The organism is Massilia sp. TSP1-1-2, from assembly GCF_049896185.1.
Lineage (GTDB): Bacteria > Pseudomonadota > Gammaproteobacteria > Burkholderiales > Burkholderiaceae_D > Telluria_A.
Genome location: NZ_JAFCTU010000001.1, coordinates 1 through 20826, shown reverse-complemented (window position 1 = coordinate 20826; position 20826 = coordinate 1). Strand labels below are relative to the sequence as shown.

The window sequence follows — 20826 nt, the reverse complement described above, 5'->3', positions numbered from 1 at the left end:
TGATTATTCAGAGCGCATGCGCGTGCTCAGGTCGATCAGCGAGCGCGTCGTGGCGCCGTTACCCAGCGCCTGCGAAAAGCCGCGGCACAAGGTCCAGCAGTCCTGGCAGGTGGCCACTGACGCCAGTCCGCTCATTTTGGCGATGATCGCTGTCAAAGGCTCGTCGCGCACATTGCCGACCACGGAATCGATGCGTTCAATGCACGGCGAGACGTTGCCCAAGTGGTCGATATTGAATGACTGCTCGCCCGCATGGCAGGTTGGCATCGGCCCGCGCTCCACAAACGCGTCCATGCGTTCGAGGTAGTCGCGAAACGTGCGCATATGCGCGTAGCGCTGCCACAAATCCAGCATTTTGGCGCTCAGCGATTCGTCGGGCAATTGGTCGCCATCACTCTTCCCGCGCCGAAAACCGTCGGTCGAGAGCAGCGTCACGCAGTGGCCCACGCCGCGCGCCGCGCTCAACTTCAACAGCGGCTCGACGTCCTCCTGGTTTTCCTTCATCAGGATCGTCATCACGTGCACCTGCGCCCCGCCGTGCGGCGCCTGTGCCTTGAGAATATCGACCGCGCGCCAGGCCTGCTCGAACGCACCTTCCAGGCGGCGCTTGGCGTCGTGCCGGGCCGCGTCGGCAAAGTCGATCGACACGCCGACCTGGGTCACGCCGGCCGCATACAGGGCGCGCGCTTTTTCTTCGGTGACGTAGGTGCCGTTGGTGTACAGCACCGGCGCGTGGTGCTGGCCGAAAGCGCGCACGATCTCGACGATGTCGGGCCGCAGCAATGGTTCGCCGCCCTCAACCGACACCAGGAAGGTGCCGATTTCCGCCAGCTGCGCGGCCACCTTTTGGTAGTCGGCGACCGTCAGTTCAAGCCTGGGCGCCACGCCGTTGGGCCAGAAGCCGCAGAACGAACAGCGCATATTGCAGCGGTTGGTGACCTGGACCAGCACCTGGAACGGCTGCTTGCGCAAAATACCGCCCACAAAGCGCAGGTCGCGACCGGCGCGCGCCATGAAACCCGGTCCCTGGGCACCCTTCAAAATCGCCATTTGTCTCTCCATTGGCTGCCGGCCCTGCGCGTGACGTCGGCCACGATGGGCGCAATGCCGCGGTACTCGTCCAGGATGGCGCCGAGCGTCTCGATCACCATGTCGATTTCTTTAGCGCCGATCGTCAGCGCAGGCTCCAGGCGCAGCACGTTCCAGCGCGACGACGACGGCTGGCACAAGATGCCCGCCTCCAGCATCTTGACCGCGACCCATTGGCCGAACATCCCTTCCGACACCTTGTCGACCAGCGACGGCGCCAGCTTGTCCAGCCACGAGCTGCCGGTCGGCCCGAACTCGATGCCCACCAGCAGACCTCGCCCGCGCACGTCCTTGACCAGCGGATGGCCATGCAGGCGTGCCTTCAACCCGGCCAGCAGTTGCGCGCCGCGTTCGGCGCTGCACGCGACCAGGTTCTCTTCGTCGATCACCTCCAGCGTCTTGAGGGCTGCGGCGCACGCAAAGGCATTGCCCTGGTAGGTAGAGCCATGCAGGTCGAAGCGGTCCGACTTGCCGTACGCCTTGTCGAACCAGGCGCGCGACGTGACCGCCACCGATACCGCCGCAATGCCGCCGGAGAGCGCCTTGGCCAGGCACAGCACATCGGGCACCATGTCTTCGGCCTGGTGCGCGAACAGCGTGCCGGTGCGGCCGAGGCCAGTCTGGATTTCGTCAAGGATCAGCAGTGTGCCGCGCGCCGTACACAGCTCTTGCGCAGCGCGCAGGTAGCCGGACGGCGCCAGCACCACGCCGCCTTCCGCCTGCAGCGGCTCGAGCACGAATGCCGCCGGTTTGTGCGCCTTGAGCGCCCGGTCGAGCGCAGCCAGGTCGCCAAAAGGCACCCGGTGGCAGCTTGACAGCAGTGGCTCGAACGGCTCGCGCAAGCGCGCCGCGCCCATCACCGACAAGGTGCCCAGGGTGGTGCCATGAAAGCCGCCGTCGCAATAGACAAAATCCGTGCGGCCGGTGGCGGCGCGCGCCAGCTTCAAGCCCGCTTCGACCGCTTCGGCCCCACTGCTGGCAAACAAGCTTATTTCCAAAGGGGGCGCCAGGCGCCTGGCCAGCGCTTCGGCCAGCGCCGCGGCGCCGGCGGCCGGGCCAGTCAGGCAAAAATGCATGACTTGTTCGTCCAGCAGCTGGTGCAATCGCGCGACCAGCTTGGGATGGTTGTGACCCAGGTTGACGGCCCCAAAGGCTGCCAGGCAGTCAAGATAGCGCCGTCCTTCGCTGTCCCACACCCACACGTCGCTGGCGCGCGTCATCACGCGCCCGTATCCAAGCACGCCGAGCAGCTGGATGAACGAAGGATTGACGTGTTTGGCGTACGCCATGGACACCGGGTGTTCGCTTTGCCTCATGCCGCTCCCAGGCCAAGTTCGGTGCGCAGGCGCGCATCGGTCGACGGCCGCCATATTTTTTGATCGAGCCAGAAGTGATGGCAAAACAGGCCCCAGTAAATGGCCAGGAATACCTGCGCCGACATGCTGCCTGGCGCCGCGCCCAGCGGGGCGCCCCCGCGCGCGACGCTGATGGCCACATACAGCAGCGAGACGCCGAGCATGACTGCATAAACTGTCAGCGGCGTCCTGCCCAAGCCACCTGTACGCCGGCGCTCGGTCGCGATCACGATGCCGATGTACTGCAAGCCGTGCACCGTGCCGCTGACCAGCGTGGCGGCCATGAAGACATGCTCGGGCGTGAGCGGATTGGCCAGCAGCGGCTCGCGCAAGCCGACCACGAACAATGCAAACAGCGTGCTGCCGGCGGCAACCAGCAGGCCGAACATGCCGGGCGCGAGCGCACCGTGGCGGCGCCAGCGCGCAATCAGCCGCGCCGCCCACGCCACCATGGCCAGCGCCAGCAGCGCGCCGGGAATCAGCAGCATTTCCGACGGCAGCGCGTCGATGCCCAGCAATTGGCGGTTGGTCGGGTGCGCAACCAGGAACAGCCCAAAAGCACCCCACAGGACGCCATGCAGCAGCAGCGTGTCGAACCTGCGCTCGGCAGCGTTCACTTGCCCAAGGCGCTGGTAGACAGACATGATGCCATGATGCTGACGCACAGCGTGATGGAACGACCACAGCGCCACGGCGCCCAAAAAAAGCTGAAACGGCTCCGGCCTGCCCGACAGCCACGACACCAGCAGCAAGGTCGGCCCCGGCACGAACCACAGCAGGCTGGTGACCAGCAGGCGCGCGCGCTCACGCCGGAATGGAGCGTCGATATAGGTGCGCCGCCATGTCGCGCACAGGTGCGGGCCTTCTACCAGCCAGATCCAGGCAAACCACAGCGGCAGCACCGTCGCGGGAGCGGCCAGCATCAGCAGGCCGGCGGCCAGCGCCACGACGGCGCTGCCGAAAAAGAAGCAGGCATCGAACAGCGGAGCGCCGATCCAGCGCGCTTCAGGACGGGACACGGTTCCGTTGTTCCTGTTTGCCGACGACCAGGTGAACAAACGTCTGCACCGTGAACAGGCTCAGTATCTGCGCCGGATGCAGGCCGGGCTTGATCCGCGCCGCCGCTTCCGGCATCAGTTCGCGCAGGCGCGCCAGGCCCGCTTCCGAAATCACGCCGCCCGGCGCAAATTCGTCGTCCGACATGTCGCCGCGCGCGGCCCGTTCCAGCTCGCCGCGCGTAATCTGGATATCGTAGGCGCGTTCAAGTTTGAAGACGATGTCGAGAAAGTCGAGCGACTCCGCGCCCAGCCCTTCAATCAGGCTGACCGTCGGCGAGACCGTGGCCACGTCAATCGCCAGCGATTCGGCCACGATGGCGCAAATGGCGTTTTCAATATCCTGCTGCTGTACATCCTTTGTCATTGCGTCGCTTCCTCGGTAAGTTCGTCCTCGTACCAGCGCACTACGCGCCCCAGTGGTTTGCGCGGCTTTTGTGCAGGCGGCTCTCCCGCCGGGTAGCCCAGCGCGATGGCGCCGACCATCTGCCACGGTTCGGCAATGCCGAGCAGCGCGCAGATGCGGTCGCGCGCGATCATCGGCCCGGCCATCCAGCAGCCTCCCAGGCCGCTGGCGTGCGCCTGCAGCAGCAGGTTCATGACGGCGGCGCTGGTCGAGCAAAGTTCGGCCTGCATCGCCCCTGCCGTGTGAAAGGCGGCGGGATCGGCTCCGCCCGAAGCCAGCAGGTTGGCGATCAGGTCCGGGTATTGGCGGTACTGGGGAATGATGATGACGGCGGCGCTCAGTAGCGGTTCGTGGAAAAAGTCGCCGTAGTTGCCAAAGTCTTCTGCATGGTGGCCGCGCTGGATCACCGCCTTCATTTCCTCGGCGCGCACGCGGACCGCCTCCACGATGGCCGCGCGCAGCCGGCTGGAACGCACCACCGCGAACTGCCACGGCTGGCGGTTGGTCGCCGACGGGGCGCTGGTTGCCGCCAGCAGCAATTTTTCCAGCGTTTCGCGCGTGACCGGACGGTCCGAAAACTCGCGCGTGCTGCGCCTGGAGAGCAGCCAGTCCAATGTCGTCTGTTCATTCATTCTGCCTTGAAGCCTCCGTCGACATTCCACACCTGGGCAGTGACGTAGCTCGCTTCGTCGCTGCATAAAAAGCCCACTACCGCCGCCACCTCGCGCGCGCTTCCGACCCGCTTGAGCAGAATGCGCCTGTTTAGTTCATCAGGCGCAAGCATGCAAATATCGCGCGTCATGTCGGTCTCGATGACGCCTGGCGCCACGGCATTCACGCGCACCCCGCGCGGCGCCAGCTCCACCGCCAGCGCCCGCGTAAATGCTTCGACCGCACCCTTGGAGGCGGCGTAATTGCTCTGGCCGCGGCCGGGCCGCGTGGCAGCGACCGACGACAGGTTGACGATCACGCCGCGCCGGCGCGACACCATGCGCCGGGACGCCTCGCGGCAGCAGTTGACGACGCCGCCGATGTTGACCGCGAAAACAGCGTCGAAGTCGGTCGCTTCGCTCGCGCCCAGCAGCGTGTCGCGCAGCACGCCGGCATTGCAGACCAGGACGTCGAGCTGGCCGAACCTGGCGTCGATCGCGGCGAACATGGCGCCAACCTCGCCGGCGTTGGCCACGTCGGCGCGCAGCAGCAGGCATTCGGCGCCAAGCTCGCGCACTTGCCGCGCAACGTCTTGCGCCGCCGTTTCGTCGCTACGGTAATTGATGACGATGGCAAAGCCCTTGGCCGCCAGGTTGAGCGCAATCGCCGCGCCAATGCCGCGCGAAGCGCCGGTCACGAGCGCGGTTTTTTGCGGGACGCTCATGCCAGCTCCACGCGGATGATGCCGGCCAGGCCGGGCGCGCCGGCGCACAGGCCGATGGCGGAGCGGGCAGTGGTGGCTTCGGCCTGCATCAATGGCCGCAAAGGGCCGCCAGCTGCGCGCTGCAAGCCTGCAATTGGCGGCAGCATCCGGCGCCGCAACAGCTCGGCCAGCGCGATGGTTTGAACAACTGAGGAAGCCGCGCCAATTTGTCCCATGGCGCTCATGATACAGCACAGCGCAGCGTCGTCGCCGGTCACTTGGGCCGCCGCCAGGCGCTCTTGCGCATCGTACTCGGGGCGCGCCAGTCCGGCGCCATCGACCACGTCGCCGGGCTGCGCAACGGCACGCACCAGGCGCGCCAGCGTGCCGGCCAGTGCTTCGCCCTTCTCGCCGTCGGCGGCATCTTGCGCTTGCACGCAGGCGATGCATTCGCCTTCGCCGGGGCGTTGCAGCACCAGCGCGGCTGCCGCTTCGCCAGGTACAAAGCCGGCCGCGTTAATATCATACGGCGTAGCAGGGCTGGCCGCGCCGGCCACGCACGCGCCGCGCGCGGCCAGTTCCACCAGCGTTTCCGGTTCGATCAGCGAATCGTAGCCAACCACCAGCGCGACATCGACCGCGCCGGCGGCAAGCGCGCGGATGGCCGCGCCCAGCGCTTGCGCGCCGGCGTTCGCGCCGCCATAGGTTGCCCCTTCACCGCGCGCGCCCAGCTCCTGCGCGGCAATCGCATGAGCGTTGTTGGACAGGTGCTGGAGCATCCAGAACGGATGCAGCAGGTCCAGGCCGCAGTTCCAGGCGTTGGCGCCGCCTGCCTCCTGCCGTTCAAAGGCCGGCATCAGGTCGTCCCAGTGGGCGCGCAGCCCGCCGTAGCCGAAAAACAGGCCGACCCGGTCGCTGCCCTTGATGCCTGCGCTGTCAAGCGCCTCGGCCGCCACTGCCACCGCGTGCAGGCCCATGCGGCGCAAGAAGCGCGCGTTGCGCGACGGGGCTACAGACTGCGTCATCGCCGCCGCCAGCTGGCAGGTGTAGGCGCTGGCGTCGAAGCGCGCGTTGACGGCTGCCGCGCGCTCGCCCGCCAACAGACGGTCGACGACCTCGCCAACGTTGGAGCCGAGCGGCGTGCGCCACGCCGAGCCAATGATCGCCGCTTTCAGCATGGCCGCCCCAGTATCAAGGACACGTTCTGCCCGCCAAAGCCGAAGGAGTTGCTCAGCACCGCGTCGACGCGTGCCTCGCGCGGCGCTTCACCGATCACCAGCACGTCGCAGGCGGCGTCTTTCTGAAGATGGTTGGCGGTGCCCGGCAACAAACCGCGCTCGAACGCCAGCAGGCAGGACGCCGCTTCGATTGCCCCCGACGCCGCCATCAGATGTCCTATCGCACCCTTGATGGAACTGACGGGGAGGATGTCGGCGTGCGCACCGAACACGGCGCGAATGGCGCGCGCCTCTGCCGCGTCGTTGAGCGGCGTGCCGGTGCCATGGGCGTTGATGTAGCCAAGCGCCGACGGGTCAAGCTGGGCGCGCGCCAGCGCCAGCTGCATGGCGCGCTGCGCGGCGGCGCCGTCGGGCCGCGGCGCCGTGACCCGGTACGCGTCCTGCGTGCTGCCGTAGCCGAGCACGCGCGCCAGCACGCGGGCGCCGCGGCGCGCGGCACGTTCCTCGGACTCCATGACGAACATCGCCGCGCCTTCGCCGATGACCAGACCGTCGCGGCGGCGATCGAAGGGCCGGCATGCATCGGCCGCAGCGCGCGGCGACGGCGCGCCAAGGCGCGACATGCCGCCCAGCCCGAAAGGGTTGACCATCGAATCGGCACCACCGCACAGAACGACGCTGGCGGCGCCGCGTTCGATCAGCGAAGCCGCGTGCGCCAGCGCCAGCGTGCCTGCAGCGCAGGCCGAGGCGTTGACGATGACGGGGCCGTCAAGCGCCAGAAAGTCGGCGACGATGCGCGAACCGAGGTCAACGTCGGAACGAAAGCGAAGCGCCGCGCGACGGTCCCCCGCTTCTTCCCGCCAGTCGATGCACCCGTCGTGAAAATAGGGCGCAAAGTCGTCCATGAAGCCTTGCTCCAATCCCAGCGCCATCACCAGCGACGCTTCGCGCTCACCCGCGCCGCAACCGGCCATGCGCCACGCTTCGACTGCAGCCAGCAGGCCAAAGGCGCACTTGCGGTCGCGCCAGGCGCCGGCCTGGTGATACTGGTCCAGCAGCGATCTTTGCGCACCGGTGTGCGCATGCAGCCAGTCCGGGCCGACGGCGTTCACGTCCACCTCGCACGCGACTTTGGTTTCAAACGCGCTCGCATCGAATGAGCGGATCGGTGCGATGCGGCTGCCCCCTTGCGCCAGGCCGCCGAACAACTTGTCCAGTCCCACGCCAAATGCGCAGACCGCACCGGCGCCGGTGATGACCGCACGCGTCATGCCATGCGCCCCATCACGGCCAGGCCGATGCCCCCGTCGATGCCCGCATTGAGCACGAACGCGCGCCGCCAGTGCCCTTGCCGCAGTAGGTCGAGCGCCGCGCACCATGCGAGCGAAGGCGCGGCGGCCAGCGCGTCGCCCAGAAAAATGCTGGCGTCAACAACCGTGGCGCGCGTGCCGTGCAGCGCGCCATACAGTCGATCGCGCGCGCCGTTCCCCCACGGCGCCAGCACGATTAAATCGTCGCTGCCGGCATCGGCCAGCTCTTCGCCGGTCAGCTTGAGCGGCGCCTTGGCGTAGGCGCGGACGCTATGGAAAGCGGTCTTTTCCAGGCGCGCCAGCGCACCGTCGGCGCTGGCGGACAAAGCCAGCACGCCGGCCCCTTCGCCGGGAATGAAGCCCTTGGCCGGATAGCCGTCGCGCACCAGTTGCGCCCACGTGACGGGGTGCATGGCCGAGTCGGCGCCACCGGCCAGCGCGCGAGCGCATTCGCCGGCGGCGATATGCCAGCGCGCTTCGGCCAGCGCCGCCACGGTGCCGGTTCCGCGCGAATAAAAGGCGCCGTTGGCGCCGCCCGTGCCGTTCAGGATCGCGCCATGGCATAGCGTGAAGTTGTTCATCAGCTGAAAGGCGAACAAGGGGTTACAGGCAGCCAAGCCGGCGCTGCCGAAGCGCGCTTGCGAAAATTTGCGCTCGGCGATGCTTTCGGCCAGCATGCGGTTCAGTTCATCCATCGCGCAGCCCGACGCGCCGACGCCCAGGTACAGCGCCGTCTCTTCGCATCCGTGCTGCGGCCATGCGGCGTCCAGCAGTGCCAGGCGCAGCGCCACGGCCGCCAGCCGCGCAGGGTGCGACATCAGCTTGCGCGAGCGCGCATCGACATCGATCTGTGCGGGAATTGCCGGTACCTCCGCGCCGATGACGGGGCCATGGGTCTCACCCAGTTGCCGTGACGGTGCAAAGGCGGCGGCACAGGCAGGAGCGCAGTCCATGATGGCCTGGCCCAGTTGGCGCCAGTCGAAACCGAGCACGCTGACCGCCGCGGCCCCGCTGATATAGACATCCCTCATGCCATCGTTCATGCGCAGCGCCTCGCCACAATACTGCAGTTGGCGCCGCCAAAGGCAAACGCATTGACCAGCGCTGCGTCCACCGTCTTGCGCAGCGCGCGCCCGAACACGTGGGGCAGCGCGCAGGCCGGATCGGGCTCGCGCAGGTGCGCCGTTGGCAGCACCAGACCGTGGGCAACGGCTGCATGGGCGCACAGGAAGCCGAGCGCACCGGCGCCGGCGATCCAGTGGCCGAGCGCGCCCTTGACCGAACTGACATGGGCGCGCTCGAGGTGCGGCCCCAGCACGCGCTGCAGCGCGAGCGCTTCGACCGCGTCGTTGAGCGGCGTCGAGGTACCGTGCGCCTGTACGTAATCGACCGCATCGATTCCCGCCGATTTGAGTGCGGCGCGCATCGAACGGGCCGCGCCCTCGCCTTCCGGATCAGGCGCGGTCAGGTGATGGGCGTCCAGGCTGCGGCCCTCGCCGGCCACTTCGACGCTGGCCGCGCCCTGCTCGCGCGACAGGATCACAATGGCCGCGCCTTCGCCCACGGCAAAGCCGTCGCGCCGCACGTCGAACGGGCAGGACAAGCCGCGCGCGGTGAGCGCGCCGATGCGGCCGAACCCGGCCAGCATCATCGGATCGACGTCGGCGCCGACGCCGCCGCAAATAGCCACGTCGCACACGCCCAGCCGGATCGCGCGCGCCGCCTCGGCAATGGCGCTCGCGCCCGACGCGCAGGCCAGCGAGATCGTCACCGCCGGGCCTTGCGCATCGAATTCGCGCGCCAGCGCCGAAGTGACGGCGGCCGGTGAAATGATGGAGGCGTCGAACTGTGCCGCCAGGGGTGCGGCGTTGGCGCCAAATTGCCGATGGTCGAAGCGCGCGCCGCCGCCTGCGGCGCGGGTCAGGCCGAGCAAGGTGGCAAATGGCGCGCGCCCGGATTCGGCGCCCAGGAAAATGCCCGTGCGCTGCGGCGGCGGCGCGTTTTCATGGAACCCGGCGTCAGTCCAGGCTTCGCGCGCGGCAACCCGCGCCAGCGCCAGGCGCCGGTCGCCCGTATGGACAAAGCCGTCGATGGCCGCCGCCACGGTCGAGGGGAAATTGGTGACGTCGAACGCGCGCACTGGCCCCACCGCAGCGCGTCCATCGGCCAGGGCGCCGAGCGAGGCCGGCCAGCTTGCGCCAAGCGCCGTGATGGCGCCCACGCCGCGCACAAACACGCGCGCTGCGCTCATGGCTCTTCGGCCGAGCCGGTGAGCCACACATTGAGCACTTCGCGCCGCCGCGCAAGCAGCTTGGGGTTGGTGACCTTGGCAAAGGCAAACGCCAGCTCGGCCTCGGCCACCAGCTTGCCGTCTACCCGCGCCAGCGCGCGCACCTGGCCACCGTCTTCATGCACCACGATGCCCAGGCATTCGAGCTCCATCTTGTCGCCGGCGCGCACCTGGTGGCGGAACTTGGCCCGGTCCACGGTCACCAAGAGGGCATGCAGGTCGTGCCGCCCGCGCTCGCGCATGCTGGCCTCGACCAGCACGCCGCCAAGCTGCGCCATCGATTCGATGATCATCGCGCCGGGCATGACCGGGTGGCCGGGAAAGTGGTCGGCAAATATATCATCCGACAGCGACACGCACTTGACTCCCGATGCCATGTGGGGCGGCTCGAGCGCCGTGATTTTATCGAGAAGTATGTACCGCATCGGCGCCGCCCTTGTGCCCAGGTTGAATTGCTAATCTCACTAAAATGATGCAATTCAGGTTAGGATATCCTAAAGTCAACACTTTATACCAGCAGATCATTGTCGAAAGGTTCAGATGGAATGCACAAGCTGTGACACGAGCCCCGTCCGCAAGGACCGTACCCACACTTTTTTCATGCACGAGATGGCCATCTGCGCCGGCTGCGCCACCCCGATCGAGGCGCGCGTGGTGCTGCGCGACGAGCAGGTGGTCAAGCTGATTCACTGCGCCCAGTGCGGCCGGTCCGAGCAGCTTGTGTCCACCGATGCCAAGGCCTACGTGGCGAGTTTTCTGGCGCGTGGCGAGGTCCCGCCCGGCCACGAGGGCGACCACGTCTTCAAGCACACCACCTCGACCTGCCCCGGATGCCTGGCGCTGCTGCCGGCCGACGTGGTGATCCGCGACGGCAAGGTCTACTTCCTGAAGAACTGCGCCACCTGCGGGCCGTCCGAAGCGCTGGTGTCCGAAGACGCAAAATACTACGTGGACGCCTATTCGTTCGCGCGCGCCGGCACCGAGCCGCTGGTGTTTTCAACCGAAGCTGACCAGGGCTGCCCGACCGACTGCGGCACCTGCGGCGACCATGAACAGCACACCTGCCTGCCGATCATCGAAATTACCGACTACTGCAACCTGGAGTGCCCGGTCTGCATCGTCAACAATACCAACGCCAACCACCTGTCGAACGAATCGTTCGCGCGCATGATCGACACGCTCGTAAAAAATGAAGGCCAGGTCGAGTCGATCGCCTTGTCCGGCGGCGAGCCAACCAGCCACCCGCGCCTGATGGAGCTGGTCGCGATTGCCACGCGCGAGGAAATCGGGCGCATCGTCATCATCACCAACGGCTTGCGGCTGGGGCGCGACCGCGCCTTTGCCGAAAAAATCAAGGCCAGCGGCGCCTACGTCGCGCTGCAGTTCGACGGCTTTACCGCCGACACGCACGAAAAGATCCGCGGGCGCGACCTGTGCGACGAAAAGAGCGCCGCGCTCAAGATGCTCAAGGAACTCGACATTCCGACCCAGATCATTTTCGTGGCCGCGCGCGGCGTCAACGAACACCAGATCGGCCAGGTGGTGGAAATGTTCCTGAAAGAAGACCACATGCTGTCGCTGAACTTCCAGCCGGTGGCCTTTACGGGCGCCGGCGGTGGCCAGTTCGCGCACGACCCGATGGACCGCCTGACCATTCCCGGCGTGATCAAGCGCATCGAAGAGCAGACCGGCGGCGCCCTGCTGGCGAGCGACTTTGCGCCCCTGCCCTGCTCGCACCCGCAGTGCGTCTCGCTCACCTACCTGCTGCGCATGAACGACGGCAGCCATATTCCCTTCGGCCGCTTTGTGGACTTTCGCACCCATGGCACCTTGCTGCGCTCGTCGGCCACGCTGGGCGCCTCGCCCGAAATCCACGACGCCATGAGCGACGTGGTGCATGACGTCTTTGCCCGCCAGAACGAGATAGAACGCTCGGACGAGATCCTCGGTGCGCTGCGGCGCGCAATCGACGTCATGTTCCCCAACCGGCCGGTGAGCGCCAAGGAAGCGATCCATTTGGGCGAAAAACAGGCCAAGTCGATCTTTTTGCATCATTACATGGACCGCCACGATTTCGACCTCGAACGCCTGCGCAAGTGCTGCCACCATTATCCCCAGGTCGACGGCAGGATCATGCCGGCCTGCGGCTTCAATATGTTCCACCGGGGCGCGGCCAAGGGGCCGGAGACGGAACTGGCGGCCTGGGGCAAAAAGCCATGGACTACGGACGCGCCGGCGCAGATCATCCAGTTTCACCGTACCGACACGCGCCAGGCCTTGACCGGCATCGGCGTGAACGAGACGCCCGCGCGCGCGCCGCATTCGATCGGCCTTGGCGGCGCCAAGCCGGTGGTGCTCACGGACAAGCTGAAATAATGGGCATCCTCGACAACCGTACCGCACTGGTCACCGGCGGCTCGCGCGGGCTTGGGCGCGCGCTCTGCTTTGCCCTGGCGCGCGAAGGCGCCAACGTGGCGTTCAACTATTCGCGCTCAAGCGCCGAAGCGGCCCTGGTGCTGGAACAGCTCAAGGAAATCGGCGTCAAGGCATGGGCGTTCCAGGTCTCGGTGCTGGACAAGGCGGGCCTGCACGCGATGGTGCGCACGATTGAAAAGGAAGCGGGCGCGATCGATATCCTGATCAACAACGCCGGCATCGGCCAGGTGGTGCCGCTGGCGCTGATGGAGGAGGAAGACTGGGACCGCATGATGAACACCAACGTCAAGGGCGCCTTTCTGACGACCCAGGCAGTGCTGCGCGGGATGATCCACCAGAAGCGCGGACGCATCCTCAATATCAGTTCGCTCGCCGGGGTTAAAATGATGCAGGCGCCGGTGCATTACAGCGCGGCTAAGGCGGCGCTGAAAGGCATGACGGAAGCGCTGGCCAAGGAAGTGGGCCGTTACGGCATCACCGTCAATTGCCTGGCGCCGGGCGTGCTGGACGAAGGCGTGAGCAGCAATGTGCCGGTCGTCAAGCAGCAGGAATACCTGCGCCATTGCGCGCTGGGCCGGCTGGGTACGGTCGAGGAAGTGGCCGAAGCGGCTGCATTTTTTGTATCGGATAAAAACAGTTACATGAGCGGCGCCACCGTGGTGATCGACGGCGCCGTCTGACAAGGAGCATTCCATGACCAAGATTTTCTTATGCATGCGCGCGGCGCTGGTGGCCGCGGCCCTGCTGGCCGGCGCGCAGGCCGGCGCCCAAGCGCCCAAGGCGGGCGACGCCTGCTACAAGCGGGTCTTCGACAAGACCGCCAGCACTGGCCGCTGGCGCGTGATGGAGTGCGTCAAGAATACCGACTTGTATTTTCAGGTTGAATTTCGCGACAGCGAGCTGCACGAATTTTCATCCATGGTCAAGTTTGCCGGCGACGGCATGGGCGACGACAACAATAACTACACCGTGGTCGGGGGCGACAGCCTGGCGATCGACATCATGTCCGAGCGCGGCGGCCACGTGATTTTCCTGCATCCGGTAAGCGCGGCCAAGGAGCTCTCCAGCGTGGACGTGGCCTACATGAATCCGGATGAAGGCGGCAAATTCAACCTCAAAAAGAGCGGCAATACGCTCCGCTTGACCACCAATGAGAACGACATCGCGATCGCCATCGGCCCCGATGGACGCCTTAAAAACGTGACCAGGCCCGCTCCGCAGAAATAGCGCCAGGGACAGGAAATCGACAAAAGTGCTACCCTGTTTGTGATCCATTTTCCACCTACCCGAGGAATGACATGAACGTATTGATGGTACTGACTTCCCACGACCAGCTGGGCGACACCGGGCACAAGACCGGCTTCTGGCTGGAAGAATTCGCCGCGCCGTATTACGTGTTCAAGGACGCGGGCGCCAGCGTCACGCTGGCCTCGCCCGCCGGCGGGCAGCCCCCGCTGGACCCGAAAAGCGATGCGCCCGAGTCGCAGACCGCCGCCACCGCGCGCTTCAAGTCCGACCCTGCCGCGCAGGGCGCGCTGGCGTCCACCGAGCGGCTCGACAAGATGGCCGTTGGCGCCTTCGACGCCGTGTTTTATCCGGGCGGCCACGGGCCGCTGTGGGACCTGGCCAACGACGCCGCGTCCATTGGCCTGATCGAAGCGACTTTCGCGTCCGGCAAACCGCTGGCCCTGGTGTGCCACGCGCCGGGCGTGCTGCGCTATGCCAAGGGCGTGGCGGGCAAGTACCTGGTGAGCGATAAAAAAGTGACCGGTTTCACCAACACCGAAGAAGAAGCGGTCGGGCTCACCAAGGTCGTGCCGTTCCTGGTCGAGGATATGCTCAAGGAAAACGGCGGCTTGTATTCCAAGGGACCGGACTGGCAATCGTACGTGCTCACCGACGGCAACCTGGTCACCGGCCAGAATCCCGCATCGTCCGAAGAAGCGGCCAAGGCGGTGCTGACGCTGCTGGCCAAGGCCACGCTGTAAAAGTCGCCATGGGGCCGGTGCGCGTACAATGCGCGCACCGGTCGCTACCTGGAGACACCAATGAGTTTGAAAATATCCCGGATCCTGCACGCCGGTTACGTCTTCGAATGCGACGGCGCGCAGATCGCCTTCGACACCATCTTTGAAAACCCCTTCAGCCGCAATTGCCACGCCTTTCCCGACGTGCGCTTCGACCAGGCGCTGATCGAACAGCTCAAGTTCGACGCCGTCTTCATCTCGCATTTTCATGACGACCACTGCTCGCTCGAAAGCCTCGCCTTGCTGGACCGGGCAACGCCCCTGTACATCTACTGCCTGTACGAGGAACTGTTCGCCATGGTGCGCCAGCTGGGCTTTTCCAGCGTCCATGCGCTGGCGATCGATACGCCCGTCACCGTCGGCCCGTTCGAGGTCATCGCGCGCGTGGCGCTCGACGCCGAAGTCGACTCCATGTTTCAGGTCAAGGCTGGCGGCCTGAATGTGCTCAACGTCGTCGATTCCTGGATCGACCCCGAGGCACTGCCCGAACTGGCGCGCCAGGGGCCGTGGGACATGGTGCTGTGGCCATTCCAGACCATGCGCGAGCTGGAAGTGCTCTCGCCCTCCAGGGCGGCGCCCGCCGCGCCGCAACTGCCGCCCGACTGGATCGACCAGTTGAAGGTACTGGCGCCGCGCTACGTGGTGCCAAGTTCCTGCCAGTTCCTGCAGGAGCCGTGGTCCTGGTACAACCATGCCTTTTTCCCGATTACCTACCTGCAGTTCCAGCACGAGATTGAAGCCGCGCTGCCGAGAACAAAGGTGGTGCGCCTCAATCCGTCGGTGTCGGTACTGCTCGACGCGACGTCGCTGCGCCCAAGCAAACCGCTGCCCTGGGTGCTGCCGGTCGGCGAGCAGGACGTCGACTATCGCTACCAGGCCGGCACCGCGCCCCCGCCCACGGCCCTCATCGCCACCCGCTTTGCGCCCCTCACGCCCGAACAAAACGCGCGCGTGATCGACTTTTGCCAGGCAGGCCTGCTAGACACATACCGCGCCATGGAACTGCCCGAAGAGAGCTACTTTGAAGCGCCGCGGGTGTGGCGCCTGTCCATCTACGACCATGCGGGCCAGGGTACCGAGTTTCATTACCGGGTCGAAGGCGACACCATCAGCGCACTAAGCGCTATCGCAGAACCGCTGGCGTGGACCACCGAGATCCCGGCTGCAAAACTGTACGCGGCGCTGGAACTGGGCGAATCGCTGACCTCGATGTACATGCGCATCAACGACGTGGTGTTCGAGGCCGCCGTGGAAGCGGACATCGCCAGCGCCGAAATCATCGACGACCCGCTGATCCGCTGCCTGTTCAACGATGTCTTTGGCGCCTACCAGGCCGCCCAGCTGCGCCGCCTACAGCCGTAAGTGCGACGCTGTGCCGGCCCCTGGCGCCGGCCCGGCCACGTACGGCAGGCGCACCGTGAAGGTACTGCCCTCGCCCTGGCCCTGGCTATGGGCCGCAACGCTCCCCTCATGCAGTTGCACCAGGCTGCGCACCAGCGCCAGCCCGATGCCAAGGCCGCCCTGGGCGCGGTCGGCGGTGCGCTCGGCTTGCGCAAACAGCTCGAAGGCATTGGCCGAGAGCGCCGGCGACATGCCGATTCCGTTGTCGGTGACGATGATCTGGACCATCGCCGCGTCCACCTCCATGCGCAGCGTAATGCGCCCGCCGTCCGGCGTGTACTTGGCGGCGTTGTTAAGCAGATTGGTCAGCACCTGCACCAGGCGCTTGTGGTCGCCGAGCACGCACGCCGCCTCAAACGGCAACTGCACGGCCAGCCGATGGCGCCGCGCGTCGATCACCGGTTGCACCTGCTCGAGTGCATCCTCGACGATGCGGCGCGCATCGAGCACCTGCCTGTCGATCAAGACCAGGCCGCGCGTGACGCGCGAGACGTCGAGCAGGTCGTCGACCAGGCTGGTGAGATGCCTGACCTGGCGCGCAATGACGTCGCTGCTCTGCCTGACCCGCTTCGGATCGTTCGCCGTCAGGCGCAGCAGGTCGGCCGCCGCACTGATGGGCGCGAGGGGATTGCGCAATTCGTGCGCCAGCATCGCCAGGAATTCATCCTTGCGGCGGTCCGCTTCGCGCCGCTCCGAGATGTCGCGGTAATGCACCGCCAGGCCGCCGTCGAGCACCGGCAGCAGCCGGATTTCAAGCCACAAGGTGACGCCGTTTGAAAACGCCATCAACTGCTCGGAGGAGTCGGGAACGCGCGTGGCCATCGCTTTGCGGTAGCGCAGCTCGACTTCGGTGCCGATGATCTCCGGCCAGATTTCCCACACCGTGCGGCCCATCACGTCGCTTTCCGTACGCTGGCCCACGCGCAGGCCGACGGCATTCATCTGCCGGAATTTCCAGTCGCTGTCCATGATGGCGAAGCCTTCCGTCATGCTCTGGAAAATATGCTGGCTCTGGTCGCGCTCGGCCTTGAGGCGGGCTTGGGCGCGCGCGTAGCGCATGCCGGTCCAGGTGCGCTCGGCCATTGACCGCGCAAGCGCAATGTCGTCGTCCGTCCATGCGCGCTGCCCTGCCTGGTACAACTCGACCACGGCGAGCACCTGCCCGGCCTGCACAAAGGGCACGCTAAAAGCCTCGGGCGCGGCAATGGCCCCGACTCCGGCCGCGGCGCCAATCTGGCCCGCTTCGCGGAACATGACGCGGTCGGCGTGCAAGGCCTCGCACAGCATCGCGCTGGCCGCTTGCGCTATCTCGTCAGGATCGCCAATCGCCCACACCAGCTCGCCCAGTGCGATCTGGAACGCCTGCCTGCGCTCGACTTCTTCAAGCCTGGCCACTTTTTCGTCTAGCGCCTGCCGGGTGGCAATCTGCTCGCTGACGTTGCGAAAATAGACGGAGAGCCCGATGTCGGCCGGATAGACATGCACTTCATACCAGCGGCGGTGATCGGGATAGAAGGCAGTGAAGGTGCTCGCCTTTTTCTCGCGCGCGGCCGTGTGGTATTGGGTTTCAAATTCGCTGCCGGCCAAGCCCGGGTAGACACTCCAGATTGCACGCCCAAGCAATTGCTCGCGTGAAAACCCCAACACATGCTCGGCTTGAACATTGATGTACGTAAACAGCCATTCCGTATCAAGCGCAAAAAACGCGTCCGTGATGCTTTCCAACACGGCGTACGCGGCGCCATCGCGCTCTTGCAAGTTGGAAAAATTGGAATGCACTGTCCAGGTCCTTCAAAACGTCTACCAAGATTCCTAGTGTGAACAGGATTTCCAAAGGGCTACGCACGACAGATAAGGGCGCGCTACAATGCCGCTTTGGCATTCAAGGGTGCACGTGCCTCCACTACCGCAGGGCTTTCTTCTGACCCGCCACTGGCGCGACACGAGCGCCGGCACCGAAGTCGATTTCTGGCTCGCGACCGATGACGGCGCGCGCCTGGTGCGCTTGCCCGTGCAAGCGTCGGTCGCCTTTATCCCCGCCGAACAGCGCGAGCAGGCCGACGCCGTGCTGGGCGACGAACGCGGGTATGAATTGCGCGCGCTGGCGCTGTGCGACTTTCAGCACCGGCCCGTGCTCGGGCTGTACTGCAGCCAGTACCGGGTGCTGCTCAAGCTGGCAAAGCGCCTGCGCGAGCACGGCGTGGATGTGTATGAAGCCGACATCCGCCCGCCCGAGCGCTACCTGATGGAGCGCTTCATCACCGCGCCCGTCTCGTTTGGCGAGGGCGCGCTGAAACCGGCGCCGCTGTACCGCCCGCAGCTCAAACTGGCCTCGCTCGACATCGAAACCACCGCCCACGGCGAGCTGTATTCGATCGCGCTGGAAGGCTGCGGCCAGCGCCAGGTCTACATGCTTGGCCCGCCAAACGGCGGCGGCGGGGCGCTCGACTTCGACCTTGAATACTGCGCCAGCCGCGCCCTGATGCTCGAACGCCTGAACCAGTGGATGGCGCGGCATGACCCGGACGCCATCATCGGCTGGAACGTGGTCCAGTTCGACCTGCGCGTGCTCAACAAGCACGCCGAACAATATGGCGTGCCGCTGCGCCTAGGCCGCGACGGCAGTGCGATGGAGTGGCGCGAGCACGGCGGCAAGCAGCATTTTTTCGCCGCCGCTGCCGGGCGCCTGATCATCGACGGGATTGAAGCGCTCAAGTCGGCCACGTGGAGCTTTGCGTCCTTTAGCCTGGAGCATGTATCGCAAACGCTGCTGGGCGAAGGCAAGGCGATCGACAACCCCTACCAGCGCATGGCCGAAATCGAGCGCCGCTTTGCCGAAGACAAACCGGCGCTGGCGCGCTACAACCTGAAAGACTGCGAGCTGGTCACGCGCATTTTCGCCAAGACCGAGCTGCTGACCTTTTTGCTGGAACGCGCCAGCGTGACCGGCCTGGCGGCGGACCGCAGCGGCGGCTCGGTGGCCGCCTTCGAGCACCTGTACATGCCCATGATGCACCGCCAGGGCTACGTGGCGCCGAATCTGGGCGACGTGACCGGCGAAGACAGCCCGGGCGGCTTTGTCATGGATTCGCGCGCCGGCCTGTACGACTCGGTGCTGGTGCTCGACTACAAAAGCCTGTACCCGTCGATCATCCGCACCTTCCTGATCGACCCGGTGGGGCTGGTGGCAGGCACGCGCGACGAGGACGAGGACGAGGACGAGGACAATGACGAGGACAACGCGGCCACGGTGCCAGGGTTTCGGGGAGGGCGTTTTTCGCGCCACAAGCACTGCCTGCCGGCGATCGTCACCCAGATCTGGCAAGGGCGCGACGCGGCCAAGCGCGAACAGAACAAGCCGCTGTCGCAGGCGCTCAAGATCATCATGAATGCGTTTTACGGCGTACTCGGTTCCAGCGGCTGCCGCTTTTTCGATCCGCGCCTGGCCTCGTCGATCACGCTGCGCGGCCAGGAGATCATGCACTTGACGCGCAAGCTGATCGAGGACCTGGGCTACCCAGTCATTTACGGCGACACCGATTCCACTTTTGTCTGGCTGCGCCATGCGCACAGCGATGCGCAGGCGGGCGAAATCGGGAGCGCGCTGGTGGGCCACGTGAACCGCTGGTTCGACCAGTACCTGCGCGAGCAATTCAAGCTCGACAACGCGCTCGAACTGCAGTTCGAGACACACTACCGGCGCTTTTTAATGCCGACCATCCGCGGCTCCGAACAAGGCAGCAAGAAGCGCTACGCGGGCCTGGTCACCCGCGCCGACGGCAGCGAGGAAATGGTCTACAAGGGCCTGGAAACGGTGCGCAGCGACTGGACGCCGCTGGCGCAGCAATTCCAGCAGGCGCTGTACCTGCGCATCTTCAAGGGCGAGGCATACCAGGACTACGTGCGCGAGTACGTCCGGCGCACCGCCGCCGGCGAATTCGACGCGCTGCTGGTGTACCGCAAGCGCCTGCGCCGCCCGCTCGGCGACTACGTGCGCAACGTGCCGCCGCATGTGCGCGCCGCGCGCGCGGCCGACGAATTCAACCGCCTGCACGGGCGCGCGCTGCAATACCAGAACGGCGGATGGATCCAGTATGTGATGACGACCGCCGGGCCCGAACCGCTGGAAGCGCGGCGCGCCCCGATCGACTACGAGCACTACCTGACGCGCCAGCTGCAGCCGGTGGCGGACGCGATTTTGCCGTTTGTGCAGGATGACTTCAACGCGCTCACGAGCGCTCAGCAAACCTTGTTCTGAGCGGCTTGGTCGGCGCCGTCAAGCCTTGCGCTCGCCGCGCACGAGCAGCAGGGCCCACGCCGCCAGCATCACCGCGCAGGCGGTAATGGCAAGGTACACCGGATCGGTGGCCAGCGATGGATTTTCAAACACCATGCGCGCGACGTGCGCCCCTGCGAGCAAGGCGAACAGGATACCGGTGGCGATGACGTAGGTGAGCATGGAAAAGCTCCCGTGAGTGCGTTGCCCGTCAGGGAACGGACTAGCGCGTTTCCTTGACGTTGATCGCCACCAGCATCTTGCCGTCGGCACTGACGGTGCAGTTGGCAAGCATGGCCGAGGCCATGCCGATCTCATTTTTCGCCGAAAAATCGATCGCCACGTTCAACTGCCCTTTATCAGCGGGCGTCACGTTGATGGTGCGGTAATCGAGCGTCTTGCGATTGACGGCGCGCGCCTCGATCGTGGCCTTGCAGGTGTCCGTTGCCGCCGCGCGCAGCGGATCGGCCGGCGTCTGCCCCTTGCCGCAAGCCGACAAAACCAAAACAGATAACATCAGCATCATTATTTTCATCGTTTGTCCAATATTTTTTTGCCTAGCGAGAAGTTACCTAGCCTGGATTTTGCATAAAAAAGGGCAAGAATGCCGTAAGTGCTTGATATGATGTGAGTATCTCGAAACACACTA

At 65.8% G+C, this 20826-nt stretch carries 20 protein-coding genes; 6 read left to right on the top strand and 14 right to left on the bottom strand.

Annotation, left to right across the window (positions count from 1 at the left end; all coding sequences use genetic code 11):
* Window positions 1-3 precede the first annotated feature (3 nt).
* Genes ACP7BV_RS00100 through ACP7BV_RS00050 form a run of 11 tightly spaced genes read right to left on the bottom strand, consistent with a single transcriptional unit; the run spans window position 4 to window position 10462 of the window.
* Window positions 4-1050: a radical SAM protein gene (locus tag ACP7BV_RS00100; RefSeq protein ID WP_426100245.1), complete on the bottom strand. Its 1047-nt coding sequence runs from the start codon at window positions 1048-1050 to the stop codon at window positions 4-6.
* On the bottom strand, window positions 1038-2405 hold the full coding sequence (locus ACP7BV_RS00095; protein WP_426100243.1) for an aspartate aminotransferase family protein: 1368 nt from the start codon (window positions 2403-2405) through the stop codon (window positions 1038-1040). The genes ACP7BV_RS00100 and ACP7BV_RS00095 overlap by 13 nt, the downstream gene beginning before the upstream one ends.
* Window positions 2402-3463 carry a hypothetical protein gene (locus ACP7BV_RS00090; RefSeq protein WP_426100241.1) on the bottom strand — a complete coding sequence of 354 codons (1062 nt, stop codon included), beginning with the start codon at window positions 3461-3463 and terminating at the stop codon, window positions 2402-2404. Before ACP7BV_RS00090 ends, ACP7BV_RS00095 begins: the two co-directional genes overlap by 4 nt.
* Window positions 3450-3866, bottom strand: a complete 417-nt coding sequence (locus ACP7BV_RS00085; protein ID WP_426100239.1) for an acyl carrier protein — start codon at window positions 3864-3866, stop codon at window positions 3450-3452. The genes ACP7BV_RS00090 and ACP7BV_RS00085 overlap by 14 nt, the downstream gene beginning before the upstream one ends.
* On the bottom strand, window positions 3863-4537 hold the full coding sequence (locus ACP7BV_RS00080; RefSeq protein ID WP_426100237.1) for a nitroreductase family protein: 675 nt from the start codon (window positions 4535-4537) through the stop codon (window positions 3863-3865). The genes ACP7BV_RS00085 and ACP7BV_RS00080 overlap by 4 nt, the downstream gene beginning before the upstream one ends.
* The gene (locus ACP7BV_RS00075) at window positions 4534-5280 is read right to left on the bottom strand and encodes an SDR family NAD(P)-dependent oxidoreductase (protein WP_426100235.1); all 747 of its coding nucleotides are present in this window, start codon (window positions 5278-5280) and stop codon (window positions 4534-4536) included. The genes ACP7BV_RS00080 and ACP7BV_RS00075 overlap by 4 nt, the downstream gene beginning before the upstream one ends.
* Entirely contained in the window at window positions 5277-6437 is a 1161-nt protein-coding gene (locus tag ACP7BV_RS00070; protein WP_426100233.1) for a beta-ketoacyl synthase N-terminal-like domain-containing protein, read from the bottom strand. The genes ACP7BV_RS00075 and ACP7BV_RS00070 overlap by 4 nt, the downstream gene beginning before the upstream one ends.
* Complete coding sequence (locus ACP7BV_RS00065) at window positions 6431-7708, bottom strand: beta-ketoacyl-[acyl-carrier-protein] synthase family protein (RefSeq protein ID WP_426100231.1); 1278 nt, start codon at window positions 7706-7708, stop codon at window positions 6431-6433. The genes ACP7BV_RS00070 and ACP7BV_RS00065 overlap by 7 nt, the downstream gene beginning before the upstream one ends.
* Complete coding sequence (locus tag ACP7BV_RS00060; protein WP_426100229.1) at window positions 7705-8790, bottom strand: beta-ketoacyl synthase N-terminal-like domain-containing protein; 1086 nt, start codon at window positions 8788-8790, stop codon at window positions 7705-7707. The genes ACP7BV_RS00065 and ACP7BV_RS00060 overlap by 4 nt, the downstream gene beginning before the upstream one ends.
* Window positions 8787-9998, bottom strand: a complete 1212-nt coding sequence (locus ACP7BV_RS00055; protein WP_426100227.1) for a beta-ketoacyl-[acyl-carrier-protein] synthase family protein — start codon at window positions 9996-9998, stop codon at window positions 8787-8789. Before ACP7BV_RS00055 ends, ACP7BV_RS00060 begins: the two co-directional genes overlap by 4 nt.
* Entirely contained in the window at window positions 9995-10462 is a 468-nt protein-coding gene (locus ACP7BV_RS00050; RefSeq protein ID WP_426100225.1) for a 3-hydroxyacyl-ACP dehydratase FabZ family protein, read from the bottom strand. The genes ACP7BV_RS00055 and ACP7BV_RS00050 overlap by 4 nt, the downstream gene beginning before the upstream one ends.
* A gap of 175 nt (window positions 10463-10637) precedes the next feature.
* Between ACP7BV_RS00050 and ACP7BV_RS00045 the strand changes: the two genes are divergently transcribed.
* From ACP7BV_RS00045 to ACP7BV_RS00025, 5 genes are all read left to right on the top strand, one after another.
* On the top strand, window positions 10638-12413 hold the full coding sequence (locus tag ACP7BV_RS00045; RefSeq protein WP_426100223.1) for a radical SAM protein: 1776 nt from the start codon (window positions 10638-10640) through the stop codon (window positions 12411-12413).
* A complete protein-coding gene (locus ACP7BV_RS00040; RefSeq protein ID WP_426100221.1) occupies window positions 12413-13153 on the top strand; it encodes an SDR family NAD(P)-dependent oxidoreductase in 741 nt (246 codons plus the stop codon). The genes ACP7BV_RS00045 and ACP7BV_RS00040 overlap by 1 nt, the downstream gene beginning before the upstream one ends.
* A gap of 13 nt (window positions 13154-13166) precedes the next feature.
* Window positions 13167-13700, top strand: coding sequence for a hypothetical protein (locus tag ACP7BV_RS00035; RefSeq protein ID WP_426100219.1), 534 nt, complete (start codon window positions 13167-13169; stop codon window positions 13698-13700).
* Window positions 13701-13771: 71 nt separating this feature from the next.
* Window positions 13772-14461, top strand: a complete 690-nt coding sequence (locus ACP7BV_RS00030; RefSeq protein WP_426100217.1) for a type 1 glutamine amidotransferase domain-containing protein — start codon at window positions 13772-13774, stop codon at window positions 14459-14461.
* Window positions 14462-14521: 60 nt separating this feature from the next.
* Window positions 14522-15862, top strand: a complete 1341-nt coding sequence (locus tag ACP7BV_RS00025; protein ID WP_426100215.1) for an MBL fold metallo-hydrolase — start codon at window positions 14522-14524, stop codon at window positions 15860-15862.
* Here the strand turns inward: ACP7BV_RS00025 and ACP7BV_RS00020 are convergent.
* Complete coding sequence (locus ACP7BV_RS00020) at window positions 15851-17680, bottom strand: PAS domain-containing protein (RefSeq protein ID WP_426100213.1); 1830 nt, start codon at window positions 17678-17680, stop codon at window positions 15851-15853. The two genes, ACP7BV_RS00025 and ACP7BV_RS00020, sit on opposite strands and share 12 nt — an antisense overlap.
* Window positions 17681-17795: 115 nt before the next feature.
* Here ACP7BV_RS00020 and ACP7BV_RS00015 point away from each other — a divergent pair, with 115 nt between their 5' ends.
* Window positions 17796-20159: a DNA polymerase II gene (locus ACP7BV_RS00015; protein WP_426100211.1), complete on the top strand. Its 2364-nt coding sequence runs from the start codon at window positions 17796-17798 to the stop codon at window positions 20157-20159.
* Window positions 20160-20177: 18 nt separating this feature from the next.
* Here ACP7BV_RS00015 and ACP7BV_RS00010 read toward each other — a convergent pair whose 3' ends face one another.
* Complete coding sequence (locus tag ACP7BV_RS00010; protein WP_426100209.1) at window positions 20178-20360, bottom strand: hypothetical protein; 183 nt, start codon at window positions 20358-20360, stop codon at window positions 20178-20180.
* 40 nt (window positions 20361-20400) lie between these two features.
* Window positions 20401-20712 (bottom strand): hypothetical protein, encoded by a 312-nt coding sequence (locus tag ACP7BV_RS00005; RefSeq protein ID WP_426100207.1) that lies wholly within the window; start codon window positions 20710-20712, stop codon window positions 20401-20403.
* Window positions 20713-20826: the final 114 nt, after the last annotated feature.

Coding starts and splice junctions, on each gene's coding strand:
- ACP7BV_RS00005 (WP_426100207.1), bottom strand. CDS start 20,712: ATGAAAATAATGATGCTGATGTTATCTGTTTTGGTTTTGTCGGCTTGC.
- ACP7BV_RS00080 (WP_426100237.1), bottom strand. CDS start 4,537: ATGAATGAACAGACGACATTGGACTGGCTGCTCTCCAGGCGCAGCACG.
- ACP7BV_RS00070 (WP_426100233.1), bottom strand. CDS start 6,437: ATGCTGAAAGCGGCGATCATTGGCTCGGCGTGGCGCACGCCGCTCGGC.
- ACP7BV_RS00050 (WP_426100225.1), bottom strand. CDS start 10,462: ATGCGGTACATACTTCTCGATAAAATCACGGCGCTCGAGCCGCCCCAC.
- ACP7BV_RS00085 (WP_426100239.1), bottom strand. CDS start 3,866: ATGACAAAGGATGTACAGCAGCAGGATATTGAAAACGCCATTTGCGCC.
- ACP7BV_RS00025 (WP_426100215.1), top strand. CDS start 14,522: ATGAGTTTGAAAATATCCCGGATCCTGCACGCCGGTTACGTCTTCGAA.
- ACP7BV_RS00030 (WP_426100217.1), top strand. CDS start 13,772: ATGAACGTATTGATGGTACTGACTTCCCACGACCAGCTGGGCGACACC.
- ACP7BV_RS00065 (WP_426100231.1), bottom strand. CDS start 7,708: ATGACGCGTGCGGTCATCACCGGCGCCGGTGCGGTCTGCGCATTTGGC.
- ACP7BV_RS00075 (WP_426100235.1), bottom strand. CDS start 5,280: ATGAGCGTCCCGCAAAAAACCGCGCTCGTGACCGGCGCTTCGCGCGGC.
- ACP7BV_RS00095 (WP_426100243.1), bottom strand. CDS start 2,405: ATGAGGCAAAGCGAACACCCGGTGTCCATGGCGTACGCCAAACACGTC.
- ACP7BV_RS00055 (WP_426100227.1), bottom strand. CDS start 9,998: ATGAGCGCAGCGCGCGTGTTTGTGCGCGGCGTGGGCGCCATCACGGCG.
- ACP7BV_RS00035 (WP_426100219.1), top strand. CDS start 13,167: ATGACCAAGATTTTCTTATGCATGCGCGCGGCGCTGGTGGCCGCGGCC.
- ACP7BV_RS00010 (WP_426100209.1), bottom strand. CDS start 20,360: ATGCTCACCTACGTCATCGCCACCGGTATCCTGTTCGCCTTGCTCGCA.
- ACP7BV_RS00040 (WP_426100221.1), top strand. CDS start 12,413: ATGGGCATCCTCGACAACCGTACCGCACTGGTCACCGGCGGCTCGCGC.
- ACP7BV_RS00045 (WP_426100223.1), top strand. CDS start 10,638: ATGCACGAGATGGCCATCTGCGCCGGCTGCGCCACCCCGATCGAGGCG.
- ACP7BV_RS00060 (WP_426100229.1), bottom strand. CDS start 8,790: ATGAACGATGGCATGAGGGATGTCTATATCAGCGGGGCCGCGGCGGTC.
- ACP7BV_RS00100 (WP_426100245.1), bottom strand. CDS start 1,050: ATGGCGATTTTGAAGGGTGCCCAGGGACCGGGTTTCATGGCGCGCGCC.